Origin of the sequence: Akkermansia muciniphila (genome assembly GCF_018709685.1) — a bacterium.
GTDB lineage: Bacteria > Verrucomicrobiota > Verrucomicrobiia > Verrucomicrobiales > Akkermansiaceae > Akkermansia > Akkermansia muciniphila_E.
Window position 1 is genome coordinate 40,458 of sequence record NZ_JABDHQ010000002.1, and the last position, 13,792, is coordinate 54,249.

Below are 13,792 nucleotides of genomic sequence, written 5' to 3' on the forward strand. Positions count from 1 at the left end.
AAGGGATTACCAGCGGAAGTGGGCAAAGGCGCGGTTGGCCTGGGCCATCTTGTGAACGTCGTCGCGCTTGCGAACGGAGGAACCCTGGTTGTTGGCGGCTTCCTTGATTTCGTTGGCAAGAGCCTTGTGCATCGGCACACCCTTGCGGTTGCGGGCGTAGTTCACGATCCAGCGCATGGCCAGGGATTCGGAACGGGCCGGGTCCACTTCAAGAGGCACCTGGTAGGTGGCGCCACCAACGCGGCGGCTCTTCACTTCCACACGGGGCTTGGCGTTCTCAATGGCGCGGGTGATCACTTCCAGGGGATCAATGCTGTCCGTGCCTTCATTAGCCATATCGATGGCGGCATAGACGATGCGTTCCGCAAGGGAGCGCTTGCCATCCAGCATAACCTTGCTGATCAGTTTGCCAACAAGAGCGCTGTCGTAACGGGGGTCACGACGTTCAATTTTTCTATAGACGCGTTTACGGCGGGCCATAATATATTAATAGGTAAGATGTTAAGTTTACTTGGCAGAAGCCTTCGGACGCTTGGCGCCGTACTTGGAGCGACCCTGGCGGCGCTTGTCAACACCGAGGCAGTCAAGAGCGCCGCGGACGATATGGTAGCGAACACCCGGCAAGTCCTTCACACGGCCGCCGCGCACAAGCACGATGGAGTGTTCCTGGAGGTTGTGACCTTCACCGCCAATGTAGGCGATCACTTCTTCACCATTGGTAAGACGGACTTTAGCCACTTTACGAAGAGCCGAGTTCGGCTTCTTGGGCGTACGGGTCATTACCTGGAGACAAACACCGCGGCGTTGCGGGCAGCTATGAAGAGCGCGTGACTTGGACTTCTCTTCCGGAGTAATACGTCCCTTGCGGACGAGCTGATTAATGGTCGGCATGTTTTCCTGCTTTGGTTGTGGTTCGTCGGTTTGATCCGATATTCAAGGCGAACATCCCTTTCAATAAGCAGGAAGCGCGCCTTTTTTCCGGAGGCAAACCCGATAGAAAACGTATTTCTTGCACCTTTCGGCGCGTTTGGGGACGGCCAATATAACGTGATTTTACACCATGACAAGTCTTTTATTCATCTTTTCCTAAATATTTCTTCCGTGTCATTTTCCCCTGCTCTTTCCAAAGCTTCAGGACGGCCTTCCGATTCTTTTTTCAGCTTCCTTCCCACCCAGCGGACTTCCACGTACTGGTAGGTGAAGTAAGCCAGGACAAATGAAATGCACAAGGCAATTACCCAGAGCAAAACAGGAAACTCTTCCTCCCGGAAGCCCACTTTCCAGAATTTCCCCATCATGCGGAGCATTACGTCCATGCCCAATTTCACCGGAATATGGAGGAGGAAAAGGGCATACGTCATTCCGGCGCCGATCCCCACCCATTTCAGCACGGGCCTGGACAGGGAAGGCAGGCGCACGCTCCACAGGGAGGCAATGCACAAGGCAAAAATTCCGGAAGACACCACATATCCCGGAAAGGAATAATTCAGGGCTCCGATTACCCTCCACCTAATCATGGACGATGCCAGCAGCCATGCCGCACCCGCTCCAATCCAGAACCACCGCCATGAAATCTTCCACCGTTCCATGTTCCAGGACGCGCACCACATCCCCAGCAGGAACTGCCACAGGCGGAACGTTACCTGGTAATACAGGCCGCCTGACTCACTCACGGCAAAAGGCCGCATTCCGCTCCGCACCAAGGCAAAAAGAACGCTTGCCGCCAATAGCCACATAAACAGCTTTTTCCCGTAGCAGCGGCGCAGCCACGGGAAGAGCGCCAGAAAAGCCAAAATGCAGCCGATGAACCAGACGGAAGCATTCTCCATCATCTGCGCCAGCGCAAGCGTGGGCGCAATCACCAGCATCCTGACTCCAGGCCATGCGGGAACCGGCCGGCCTTCAAAAAAGAGAACAGCATTGCCAATGGCCCATGCCACAATCATCACAGGCAGCAAACGCCATGCCTTTTTCCGGTAATAGCTCCCTATTCCCCCTTCCCCCACTCCGGAGGAATGAATAGCTAAAAAACCGCTCAGGACAAAAAAGCCGTCTACGGCCACACTGCCTCCGCAATCCTTGCACCCTCTGTAATGAAAGATGACCACCGTCAGGCACAGCAAGATCCTCAGCAGGTCCAATCCATAATTCCTGACAGGCAACATATCCGGAAGCTAACGGATAAGCAATCCGGGGTCAAGTTCCGATCCTGAGGGGAAAAGGCTTGTACAAATATGCCCGTTCACTTCCAAAGAAAGAGAAAATCTTACTAAAGCGCGACAGGCTTCTATAGAGCTCCTGAACGAATATATGCCGCCAGCCGCCCCTTTTTATATTTCCGCCCTGGCTCTCAATTTCTTTTCAGCTGCCGCAGTAACCGCCGCATTCCTTGCGGCTTGCCTGGCAGGGGAAAGATTTTTCCTTTTTCCATCCATCTCCGGTAAAACGGATTGCTTATCCGCACTTCTTTTCGAGCGCAGGCGGCCACAAAAAATCCGTTTCCGGCCATGCATGCCGGAAACGGATTCCATTAAATAAACTACGTGCGCCGTTATTTCTTCGGCGTCACCAGGGGATGTCCGGACATTTCCGCAGGCTGTTTCAGCCCCATCAGATTCAGCAGGGTGGGGGCCACGTCCGCAAGAATGCCGTTGGAAAGATTCACCTCATCCTTGTCCGCACCCACGTAAATCAGGTCCACCAGATTAGTGGTGTGGGCCGTGTTCGGGGAGCCATCCTCATTGCGCATGTGTTCGGCATTGCCATGGTCGGCGGTAATGAGCAGCTTGCCGTCCAGTTCCAGAACCTTCTTCACGCACTTTTCCAGGGCGCTGTCCACCGCTTCGCAGGCGGCTATGCCGGCTTCCACGTAACCGGTATGTCCCACCATGTCCCCGTTGGCAAAGTTCATGATTACCACGTCGTACTTGTCTACGGCATCCACAAACTTGTCAGCCACTTCCTCAGCGCTCATCTGGGGCTTCAGGTCGTAGGTAGCCACTTCACGGGGGGAGGGGACCAGGATGCGGTCTTCACCGGGAAACTGGGTTTCCACGCCTCCGTTGAAGAAGAAGGTAACGTGGGCGTACTTTTCCGTTTCCGCGATGCGGAGCTGGGTTTTTCCGGCTTCCGCCACAATCTGACCGAAGATGTTGTCCAGCTGTTCCTGTTCAAAGACAATGGGAGAAGGATACTTGGCGTCATATTCCGTCAGCGTCACGTAGTGCACTTTGGGCGTCACTTCACGGTCAAAGCCGTCAAACTCCGGGTACAGGAACGCGTCGCTCATCTGGCGGGCGCGGTCCGCACGGAAATTGAAGAAGAACACCACGTCGTTGTCGCGCACGCGCTGTTCGTTACCATACGCAAAAATGCCGGGCTTCAGGAACTCGTCCGTCTCTCCCTTGGCATAGCACTGTTCCACATACTCGGCGGGGGAACAGGTGCACTGTTCTCCGCGCCCCAGCACGATGGCATCCCACGCCAGCTTGTTGCGGTCCCAGCGCTTGTCGCGGTCCATCGCGTAAAAACGGCCGATGACCGTGATGATATTTGCGCCGTAAGGCTTGATAGCTTCTTCCAGTTCACGCATGAATCCGGCTCCGCTGGTGGGGGAGCAGTCACGGCCGTCCGTGATGGCATGGATGCAGATGTCGCGCACGCCAGCTTCATATGCGTATTTGACAATGCCAACCAGGTGGTTGATATGGCTGTGCACGCCGCCGTCGCTCACCAGGCCCAGCAGATGCAGTCGGGAGGAAGCAGCCTGGGAAAAGGCAGTCTTCAGCACGGCATTTTCACCCATGGAGCCGTCCTTGATGGCGTTATCCACCCGGCAGAGGTCCTGGAAAACCACGCGGCCCGCGCCCAGATTCAGGTGCCCCACCTCAGAATTCCCCATCTGGCCGTCCGGCAGGCCCACATCTTCCCCGGAAGCGCCCAGCAGGCTGTGGGGATAGTTGGCAAGCAGGTAATCAGTAAAGGGTGTATCAGCCAGAACAGTGGCGTCACCGTACTCTTTCGCGACATCAGGCCCCAACGGATTGCGGCCCCAGCCGTCGCGAATCACAAGAACGACAGGCTTTTTAGAAGACATGCGCCTTATTTACAGGCATCCCCCCCTTTTGAAAAGCCTGAAATCAGGCATTCCTTCTCCGAGCCCGAAATAGCCTGCGGTTTGCCTCCCTTCCCCACGCGCACAACCACGTACCTTCCCTTCATGACCGGATGCTCGGAATGGAACACGGCAAACTTCCATTCCAGGGAACTGGTTCCCACCGTTCCCAGGGTCAATTCAATACTCAGCCAGTCCCCCAGCCCTGCGGAGCTGGAGTAATCCACATCCACATGCACGCGGGGCCAGCCGCAATCCGGGGAAAGAACCTCCAGCCCCTGTGAACGCAGGTACTCATGTTCCACTTCCTCCACCAGGCACAGCAGCCGGGTGAAGTGGGCCACGCCGGAGGCGTCCGTATCATGAAAGGCCACCTGGCGCGTTCTGACAAAGGGGATGCGGGCAAGTTCTTCAGGCATGCCTTCATCCTGCCCCCTTCACCGGAACCATGTCCAGCCGCAAATGCGTGACAATATGTCACATCAGCTTGATTTGTGACATTCCTCTCTTTATATATAGGGCAAGCCCGGACGGAAACGGAACCGCCGCCATGAAGAAAGACACCATTGACAAGCTGATCGGCCGCATTGACCACATCAAGGAGGAGGACCTCCAGCGCTTCTTTGTAAAGCTGGCGGAACAGCAGGGCTTTTTCCAGCAAGTGTTTGAGGCCATCCAGGAAGGCCTGATCCTGCTGGACAGCCGGGGAAAGATACTCTTTGTCAACCAGGCGGCCCTCAAGCTCCTTGACAAGGAGCCCGGCCAGGTCACGCCGGAAGACTTCTGCATCTTCCTGGGCAGGGACTGCACGTGGGACACCATCCAGCAGAGCCGGACCGCCGTTTCCCGCGACGTGGAGATCTTCTACCCGGAACACAAATTCCTGAACATTTTCATCTCCCCCATCGGCAGCAGGGACCAGGGCCACCTGATTTTAATACGGGATGAAACGCCCCGGCAGAAGAAGAACGCGGAGAATATTGAGGCGGAACGCCTGAACGCCCTGACGCTGCTGGCGGCAGGTGTGGCCCATGAAATAGGCAACCCCCTCAACTCCATAGGCCTTCATCTCCAGCTCCTGGCCCGGAAGGCAAAGAAACTCCCCCCGGAATACCGGACGGAGATGGAAGAACTGCTGAAAACGGCGGAGAGTGAGACCTCCCGGCTGGACGTGATCCTGAAACAGTTCCTCCAGGCCATCCGCCCCACCAAGCCCATCCGGGAGCCCCACAACATTGACGCCATCATCATGGATGTCCTGAAACTGCTGGAACCGGAAATCCACCAGCGCGGCATCCAGATCAATACGGACCTCCAGCCCAGTTTACCCCTGCTCAGCCTGGACCCCGTCCAGGTCAGGCAGGTTTTTTACAACCTGATCAAGAATGCCTACCAGTCCATCCCGCCGGAGGGAGGCACCATCCTGGTTAAAAGCGGTTATACGGATGACAGCGTCTTCGTCACCGTGGCGGACACCGGCTGTGGCATTTCCCCGGAAATCATGGGCAGCATTTATGAGCCCTTCCTGACTACCAAGTCCACCGGCTCTGGCCTGGGCCTGCTCATCGTGCGCCGCATCGTGAAGGAACACGGCGGCTCCATCACTCTGGCCAGCCAGCCGGGCCAGGGAACCACCATTACAGTCTTTCTGCCGCGCGTGGAACGCACCATCAGGCTCCTTCCCTCTTCCGTCCCGTCATGAAGATGCCTGTTCTGCTGATCGTAGATGATGAGAAACCCACGCGGGACGCCCTGCGCATGGGTTTTCAGGATGACTATGAAGTGTACACCGCTGCCAATCTTTCCCAGGCCGTCACCCTCCTGAAGGAGGAATCCCCGGACCTGGTCCTGACGGACCTGCGCCTGGGCGGTGAAAGCGGCATGGACGTATTGAAAGCCGGAGCCTCCCTGCCCCAGCCACCCAAAAGCATCATGATGACCGCCTACGGGTCCGTGGACGCCGCCGTGGCGGCCATGAAGCAGGGCGCGTACGACTTCGTCACCAAGCCCCTGAACCTGGACGCCGTGGAACTGGTGCTCAAGCGGGCGCTCCATACACGGAATCTGGAAACGGCCAACCAGGAGCTCACCACCCGCATCCAGGCAGATTCCGGCCTCCAAAAACTGCTGGGCAGGTCCACCGCCATGGAGCATGTCTTTTCCATCATCCGGCAGGTGGCGCCCAGCAGAACAACTGTCCTGATTGAAGGGGAAAGCGGCACAGGGAAGGAACTGGTGGCCCAGGCCATCCACTCCCTTTCCGGCAGGCCGGAAAACAAATTCGTGGCCGTCAACTGCGCGGCCCTCTCCCCCCAGTTACTGGAAAGCGAACTGTTCGGCCATGAAAAAGGCTCTTTCACCGGAGCGGGACAGCGCCGCATCGGCCGCTTTGAACAGGCGGACGGAGGCACCATCTTCCTGGATGAAATAGGGGAGATAGACGCCGGAACGCAGGTCCGCCTGCTGAGGGTTCTGTCTGAACGGACCATTGAACGCGTAGGCTCCAACACCCCCATCCCCGTCAATGTCCGCATCATCGCCGCCACCAACAAGTCACTGGAAAAACTCGTTCAGGAAGGCAAATTCCGGGAAGACCTCTACTTCCGCCTCAATGTAGTCCACATCCAGATGCCTCCCCTCCGGGACAGGCAGGAGGACGTGCTCCTGCTCGCCACCGCCTTCCTGAAGGAATTCGCCAGGGAAAACAACCGGGAATTCAAACCCCTTTCCCATGACGCCGTGGAGGCCGTGCGGAACTACCCCTGGCCCGGAAACGTGCGGGAGCTCCGCACTGCCATGGAGCACGGCGTGGTCATGAGCAACTCCGGAAAAATAGAACTCACGCACCTTCCCCGCCAGCTGCACGCGCCGCAACGGACGGACATGCCTGAAAGGACGGCGCGGGAACCCGTACCGGACAATGAAGCCAGCACACAGAATGGGCTTGTCCCGGCAGGGGTTTTGAATTTATCCTTGCTTGAACGGAATGCCATCCGGCAAGCGCTGGCCCAATCGAACGGCAACAGAACGGCGGCAGCCCAGCTGCTGGGCATCAGCCGCCGCACCCTTCAACGCAAATTACAAGATACCCAACTTTCATGAACGCGCCTACCACGGCATCCCGCACTCCGTTTATCATCATTCTCATCCTGCTGCTGGCAATCACGGGAGTGCAGTATTTCTTCAACTTCAACGGCCTCACCTCCAGCGCCGCCATGGACCAGGCCCAGATTGCCCGGAACGTAGCCAGGGGGCAGGGAATGTCCACCAACTGGCTGAGGCCCATCCAGATGGTATCCGGCAGCACCCGCTCCGGCCTCAACCCCTTTCTTTCAGACGCCCAGATCAATGAACAGGCAGCCATCCTGGCCGGACAGGGGGAATCCCTGATCAATACGGAAAAATTCAACCCCTACGCCCTCCGGGACACACGCAGCGCCCCCCTGAACATCCTGGTGGAAGCCGCGGTATTCAAGGTGGCGGGCGTCCACAAATTTGACCTGTGGAAAATGACGGGCAGCTCTATGATTTACCTGCCGGACCGCATCGTGGCCGGCATCTCCTGCATGTTCTTCATTCTGTCCGTTCTGAGCTGTTACTTCATCCTGCATAAAATGTTTGACGTCACCATCGCCAGCTTCACCTGCCTGACGATGATTCTCAGCAATCTCTTCCTGCAATACGCCACCAGCGGCCTTCCGCAGATGATGATGCTCTTCTTCTTTTCCTGGGGCGTCTATTTCCTGTACTGCGCCCTGCAAAACCAGGAGGAAAACCGCAAATTCCTGCTGCCGGTCATTTACAGCTCCATCTGTTTTGCATGCGTCTGCCTGGCCGGCTGGATCGGCCTCTGGCCCATGGCCGGGTTCCTGATCTTTGTGGGCATCCGCTTCAGGCCGCACGGCCTGTATTGCATCCCGGGCTTCGTGATCCTGTTCCTCCTGCTGGCCTATCCCCTTTACATCAACCGCTCCCTGACCGGTAGCCTCTTTGGGACGGCTTACTACACCATCTTCACGGGGCTGACAGGCAATGAAGAAATCGCGATGAACTCCCTGCTCTCCGGGGACATCCCCGTTGCCGCACAGAAAGCCGTCACCGCCATCATCAACAACATCATGCAGCAGGGCGACCTTCTTTATGAGAACCTGGGGAACCTCCCCCTCGCCATGGTATTCCTGCTGGCTCTTCTTCACAAATTCAGAAGGCCGGAAGTCAACCAGGCCAAATGGGCCGTCTTCGCCCTGTGGGTTCCGTCCATCATCGGCATGGCCCTTTACACTACCAGTAAATCCGGCCTCTCCCTGGGACAGATTCAAATCCTCTTTGCCCCCTTCTTCACGGCTTACGGCACAGCCTTTGTCCTCAACCTGATCGCCAGGCACGCCAACAAGGAGGCGGCCCCCGTCATCCGCGGCTGCGTCCTGCTGGTTGCCCTGCTCCTCACCTCGCTGCCGCTTCTGCTCAGCCTTCCCCAAATAGTGCGGCTGGGCATCCTGACGAGCAGCCGCGGCATTCCGGCATGGCCGCCCTATTACCCTCCCGGGCTCAACGTAGACCTCCGCACCCAGACCTCTGAAAAGGAATTCATCCTGACGGACCAGCCCGCAGCCGTCGGCTGGTATGCAGACAGGAAAGCCATCGGGTTCCCCAAAATGGTGGACCAGTTCATGGTCCTGGAACGCATCCTGAAATTCCACGGCAGCAAGGTGGGGAGCATCCTGGTGACCCCGGCCTCCACGCTGGACAAGGATATCCGCACCGTGGCCTCCACCTATGGTGAATTCACCCCCCTTGTTCTGGAGGGCACGACGCTGGTCCAGACGAAGGACAGAAACCCCGTATACCTCTTCGATCACAGCCGCGCGCTCTCCCCCCTGGCAAAGCGCTTCGGCACCCCGGACTCCCGCCAATTCCTCCAGGGCGCGGACATGATCCTTTACAAAGACCTTCAGGAAGAAAGCCCCACCCCTCAGCAATAACCACCCATATGGCCAAACAACGGAAAAACGCTCCCGGATTTGAAGAATCCGTAGCACGCCTGGAAGAAATCATCCGCCTGACGGAAGCCCCCGTCACCGAGCTGGAAGACATGATAGCCCTGGTGGAAGAAGGCAACAAGCTCATCCGCCACTGCCGCGGCATTCTTCATGATGCGGAACTGCGCATCCAAACCCTCAGCAACCCGGAAACCGTCCAGGACGGAACGGATACTGATGAACCAGACAGCAATGAATTCTCCCTCACCTGAACTCCCGGAACTGTTGAAAGGCATCCGCAGCCATGCGGACCTGATGCAAATTCCCGAGGCGGACCTCCCCCGCCTTGCGGAAGAAATCCGGAACACCCTCATCCACTCCCTTTCCGTCACGGGGGGCCACCTGGGCCCCAACCTGGGCGTGGTGGAGCTGACCATTGCCCTCCACCGCGTTTTTGAAACGCCGCGGGACAAAATCATTTTTGACGTCTCCCATCAGGCCTACGTCCATAAAATGCTCACGGGCCGTGCCCCGATGATCCACACTATCCGCCAGCATGAGGGACTCTCCGGCTTTGCCAAAATGTCGGAATCCCCCCATGACGCCTACGGAGCAGGCCATGCGGGCACCGCGCTTTCCGCCGCCCTGGGCATGTGCGCGGCCAGGGACCTGAAGGGAGAGGATTACCATGTAGTCACCGTAGCCGGGGATGCGGCGTTCACCTGCGGCACCACCCTGGAGGCGCTGAACAACATCAGCCAGACGACCAAGCGCTACATCACCATTCTGAATGACAATGAATGGGCCATTGATAAAAACGTGGGCGCGCTGGCAAAATACTTCAACTCCCTTCAAACCTCGGAAACCTTCTCCTGGCTGCGGGACAAGACGGCCTCCTTCATTGAAAAGCTGGGCGGCACGCAGGCCAGGGACTTCGCCCTCAAGCTGGAAGGCACTACCAAAAACCTCATCTTCCCGTCCCTGCTCTTCAACAAATTCGGCCTGCGCTACTTCGGCCCCCTGGACGGGCACGACATCCCCACCCTGATCCGCACCCTCTCCTACATCAAGGACCTCAATGAACCCGTCATCCTGCACGTGGTCACCCAGAAGGGAAAGGGCTACCAGCCCGCGCTGGACAACCCCACCAAATTCCACGGCCTGGGCTCCTACTGCGTGCGGGACGGTGAAACGCAGGGCACACCCACCCCCACCTTCTCCCACATCTTCGGTTCCACGCTGGTGGACATGGCGCGGGAGGATGACTCCATCACGGCCATCACGGCCGCCATGGCCAGCGGCACCAAGCTGGACCTGTTCAAGGAGGCCTTCCCCAAACGCTACTTTGACGTGGGCATTGCGGAAGAACACGGAGCCCTCTTCGCCTGCGGGCTGGCGGCGGAAGGCATGAAGCCCTACATCGCCATTTACTCCACCTTCATGCAGCGCTGCATTGACATGATCCAGCATGACGCCGCCCTGCAAAAGCTGCCCGTGCGCTTCTGCATGGACCGCGCCGGCCTCTCCCCGGACGACGGCCCCACGCACCACGGCCTGTTTGACATCGCTATGATCCGCAGCATTCCGAACATCGTCTTCATGCAGCCCAAGGATGAAGCGGAATTCGTCCACATGCTCCGGACCATGAACCACTACCAGAACGGCCCCACCGTCATCCGCTATCCCCGGGGCTGCGGCTCCGGAGTCCCCCTCCCCGCCACGGCGGAAATCCTCCCCATCGGCAAGGCGGAAGTGCTCCAGACCGGGAAGGACGTCACCCTTATCTCCCTGGGCACCATGATCGGCATCGCCCGGGAAACGGCCAAACTGCTGGAAGCGCAGGGCTACTCCGCCACCCTCATCAATGCCCGCTTCATCAAGCCCCTGGATGACGAATGCATCCGCCGGTACGCAACAGGCAGCCGGGTGGTCTGCACCTTTGAAGACCACGCCGTCAGCGGCGGCTTCAACTCCGCCGTGCTGGAATCCCTGGAAGCCGGGGGCGTCGTCACGCCCGTGGAAGCCATCGCGTGGCCGGACCAGTTCATTGAACACGGCTCGGAACCCATCCTCAGAAAAAAATATGGACTCACGGCGGAAGCCGCGTTACAAAAAATCATTCCCCACCTGAACTCCTGATCCATCCATGAGAGCGCATACCTTCCTACTGGCGGCCCTGGTGCTCGCCCTTCTCCCCGCCTCCGCGCAGCAACCCGCCCCGGCAACCCCGGCCCCCGCGTGGGTACAGGAATTCAACAGTCTGCCGGAAGCATCCAGAAAAAGCTACATTGACCAATTCCGCCGGGCGGAACAGCTCTTTGCCCAGAAAAGGACCATGGAATGCCTCTTCTCCCTGACGGAACTGGAAAAAATCTACGCCGGGAACCCGGGCTTATACAACCTCCGCGGCGCATGCTACATTGAAATCCGCAACGTTGAAAAGGCCCTGGAAAACTTTGAAAAGGCCTTGAAACTGGACCCTTCCAACCTCACCATCCAGTTCAATCTGGCGGAAGCCCGCTACGTCAGCCATGACTATGCCGGGGCAATGAAAGCGTTCACGGAACTTCTGCCCTCCTTCAAGGACAACCCCGGCATGACTTCGCTGCTGCAATTCAAGCGCTACATTTGCGCCCGCAAGCTGGATGACCAGGCTCTCGCCAGAGAACTGGAATCCCTGTACGGCCCGATGGACGATACCCCGTACTACTACTGCACCCAGGCCATCATCAAATTCCTGGGCGGGGACAAGGACGCGGCCCAGGAACAGCTCCTTTCCGCCATACGCATTCACGGAGGCACCAGCGCCATGCAGGCCTTTACGGACGCCATGACGGAAGCGGGCATCCTGCCCTCCCCTTACGGCCAGACCGTCCCGACCGCACAGCCGGAAAAAACAGGGCTGGAAAAAAACCATTGATGAATGCGGAAGCGACGGTTCTGAAGCTCTATCCCCTGGGGGAAAACGGCCTGATCGTCGTCTGGTGCACGGAAGAAGGCATCATCCGGACGGCGGCCAAAAGCGCCAGAAAGCCGAACAGCCCCTTCGCCGGACGCGTGGACCTCTTTTACCAGTGCCGCATGCAGTGGACGCAGGCCAAAACCGGGGATCTGCACTCCCTGGCCTCCGTGGACCTGGTATCCCCCCGGCTCCCCCTCCGGGAGAGCTACCCCCGGCTGGCCGCCGCCGGCTACTTTGCGCGCCTGTTCCTTCAAATGCTGGAACCGGACACGCCCATTCCGGAATTTTACGACCTCCTGCAACGGGCCTATGCCTATCTGGAAAACACGGACCCCGCTCCCCGCGCCATCCTGCACTTTGAACAGGAGCTCGCCCGGCTCCACGGCATCGCCCATCCCGGCATTCCGGCCCACGTCATCCTGAAATCCCACTTTGGCAAACTCCCCCCCCAGCGGGAAAAACTGCTCGCCAGCCTGTATCAAAAAGAAAGCTGACCAAAATGCCGGGCCCTCCCGCACCAACAAGCAGATGCGGATTGTTCCGTGCACATGGTTGACTTGTCCCCGGCCTTCGGGCAAAATAACCGGCACGGTTTTACTGCATGAAGATCCTTGACAGATACATTGCCCGCCAGCTGCTGGGTGTTACGGCCCTGGGGGTGATGTCCCTGAGCGCCCTCCTGCTTCTGGGCAACCTGTTCAAGGAGCTGCGCCCCCTCCTGGTGGAAAGCGGCGCTCCCTTCAGCATCGTCATGGAATTCATTTTCCAGGTGATTCCCTTCTCGCTGATGTTCTCCATCCCGTGGGGATTCCTGACGGCGGTGCTACTGGTGTACGGGCGCCTGGCCTCGGACAATGAACTTACCTCCATGCGCATGTCCGGCATGAGCCTGTGGCGTTTGAGCGCCCCCGCCATCGTCATCGGCATCGCCCTTTCCGGCCTCTGCTACTGGATCAACATCGACATAGCGCCGCGCGCCAAGCAGGCCATTTCCGAGCTGCTCATCAAGGCCGCCTCCATCAACCCCAAGGGGCTCCTCCGGGAAGGCCAGGCCATCACCAAATTCGACAATCTGGAAATCTACATTGACAAGCGCGTGGATGACGTCATCCACGGCATGCACATTTACCAGAAGGCGGACGACAAATCCTCCGCCGTAGCCATGCACGCGGAGCGCGTCACTACGGACTTCTCCCCGGAAAACAAAACCCTCTACCTGCACCTCATCAATCCCCTCATCACCACGCAGGAAAAGGACTCCATCTCCCAGAGCGTGACCATGGATGAAATGCCCCTGAGCATCGACCTGGACAAATCCCGTTCCCGCCGCATCAAGGCCAACCGCTTCACCAACCGGGAAATACGGGAAGCCCTGAATACGCCCGGATACCTGGATGAAAAACAGGCCAGGGAATTCGCCACGGAGCTGCCCCGGCGCGCCTCCTTCTCCCTGGCGTGTTTCGTCTTTGCCCTCATCGGCGTGCCCCTCGCCATCAACACGCGCCGGAAAGACACCTCCACGGGCTTCGCCCTGGGCATCCTGATCGCCTCCCTCTACTTTGTGGCCCTGATCTTCGCGGACCTGTCCCGCAAAAGCGGCACCATGCTGCCCTATATCCTGCTGTGGCTGCCCAACGTCATTACGGCTGCCGTAGCCATCTACCTTCACAATAGGGCCAGGCACAAGGGATAAGCCCTCGGCGCAAGCTCCCTTCGTTGGCGCGGAATTGTCTTTCA

13 protein-coding genes are annotated in these 13,792 nt (G+C 58.4%); 8 read left to right on the forward strand and 5 right to left on the reverse strand.

Going from position 1 to position 13,792, the window contains the following annotated elements:
• Positions 1-6: 6 nt before the first annotated feature.
• The 5 genes from rpsG to HHJ06_RS01710 form a co-directional block, all read right to left on the reverse strand.
• A complete protein-coding gene (gene rpsG / locus HHJ06_RS01690) occupies positions 7-480 on the reverse strand; it encodes a 30S ribosomal protein S7 (protein WP_012419364.1) in 474 nt (157 codons plus the stop codon).
• A gap of 27 nt (positions 481-507) precedes the next feature.
• Entirely contained in the window at positions 508-891 is a 384-nt protein-coding gene (rpsL, locus tag HHJ06_RS01695) for a 30S ribosomal protein S12 (protein ID WP_102712288.1), read from the reverse strand.
• 185 nt (positions 892-1,076) lie between these two features.
• A complete protein-coding gene (locus HHJ06_RS01700; protein ID WP_215427064.1) occupies positions 1,077-2,141 on the reverse strand; it encodes an acyltransferase family protein in 1,065 nt (354 codons plus the stop codon).
• Positions 2,142-2,551: 410 nt separating this feature from the next.
• Positions 2,552-4,096 carry a 2,3-bisphosphoglycerate-independent phosphoglycerate mutase gene (gene gpmI / locus HHJ06_RS01705; RefSeq protein ID WP_215427065.1) on the reverse strand — a complete coding sequence of 515 codons (1,545 nt, stop codon included), beginning with the start codon at positions 4,094-4,096 and terminating at the stop codon, positions 2,552-2,554.
• A gap of 5 nt (positions 4,097-4,101) precedes the next feature.
• Complete coding sequence (locus HHJ06_RS01710; protein WP_215427066.1) at positions 4,102-4,533, reverse strand: acyl-CoA thioesterase; 432 nt, start codon at positions 4,531-4,533, stop codon at positions 4,102-4,104.
• A 131-nt stretch (positions 4,534-4,664) separates the two neighbouring features.
• Here HHJ06_RS01710 and HHJ06_RS01715 point away from each other — a divergent pair, with 131 nt between their 5' ends.
• The 8 genes from HHJ06_RS01715 to HHJ06_RS01750 all read left to right on the forward strand — a co-directional run bounded on the left by HHJ06_RS01715 (position 4,665) and on the right by HHJ06_RS01750 (position 13,748).
• Positions 4,665-5,816 carry a sensor histidine kinase gene (locus tag HHJ06_RS01715; RefSeq protein ID WP_215427067.1) on the forward strand — a complete coding sequence of 384 codons (1,152 nt, stop codon included), beginning with the start codon at positions 4,665-4,667 and terminating at the stop codon, positions 5,814-5,816.
• Entirely contained in the window at positions 5,813-7,216 is a 1,404-nt protein-coding gene (locus HHJ06_RS01720; RefSeq protein WP_215427068.1) for a sigma-54-dependent transcriptional regulator, read from the forward strand. Before HHJ06_RS01715 ends, HHJ06_RS01720 begins: the two co-directional genes overlap by 4 nt.
• Positions 7,213-9,096: a hypothetical protein gene (locus HHJ06_RS01725; protein ID WP_215427069.1), complete on the forward strand. Its 1,884-nt coding sequence runs from the start codon at positions 7,213-7,215 to the stop codon at positions 9,094-9,096. Before HHJ06_RS01720 ends, HHJ06_RS01725 begins: the two co-directional genes overlap by 4 nt.
• Positions 9,097-9,104: 8 nt before the next feature.
• Positions 9,105-9,365, forward strand: a complete 261-nt coding sequence (gene xseB, locus HHJ06_RS01730; protein WP_215427070.1) for an exodeoxyribonuclease VII small subunit — start codon at positions 9,105-9,107, stop codon at positions 9,363-9,365.
• The gene (gene dxs, locus HHJ06_RS01735) at positions 9,331-11,232 is read left to right on the forward strand and encodes a 1-deoxy-D-xylulose-5-phosphate synthase (protein WP_251841371.1); all 1,902 of its coding nucleotides are present in this window, start codon (positions 9,331-9,333) and stop codon (positions 11,230-11,232) included. Before xseB ends, dxs begins: the two co-directional genes overlap by 35 nt.
• A 7-nt stretch (positions 11,233-11,239) precedes the next feature.
• Positions 11,240-12,013, forward strand: coding sequence for a tetratricopeptide repeat protein (locus HHJ06_RS01740; protein ID WP_215427071.1), 774 nt, complete (start codon positions 11,240-11,242; stop codon positions 12,011-12,013).
• Entirely contained in the window at positions 12,013-12,549 is a 537-nt protein-coding gene (recO, locus tag HHJ06_RS01745; protein WP_215427072.1) for a DNA repair protein RecO, read from the forward strand. The genes HHJ06_RS01740 and recO overlap by 1 nt, the downstream gene beginning before the upstream one ends.
• Before the next feature lie 107 nt (positions 12,550-12,656).
• Positions 12,657-13,748, forward strand: coding sequence for an LptF/LptG family permease (locus HHJ06_RS01750; RefSeq protein WP_215427073.1), 1,092 nt, complete (start codon positions 12,657-12,659; stop codon positions 13,746-13,748).
• Positions 13,749-13,792: the final 44 nt, after the last annotated feature.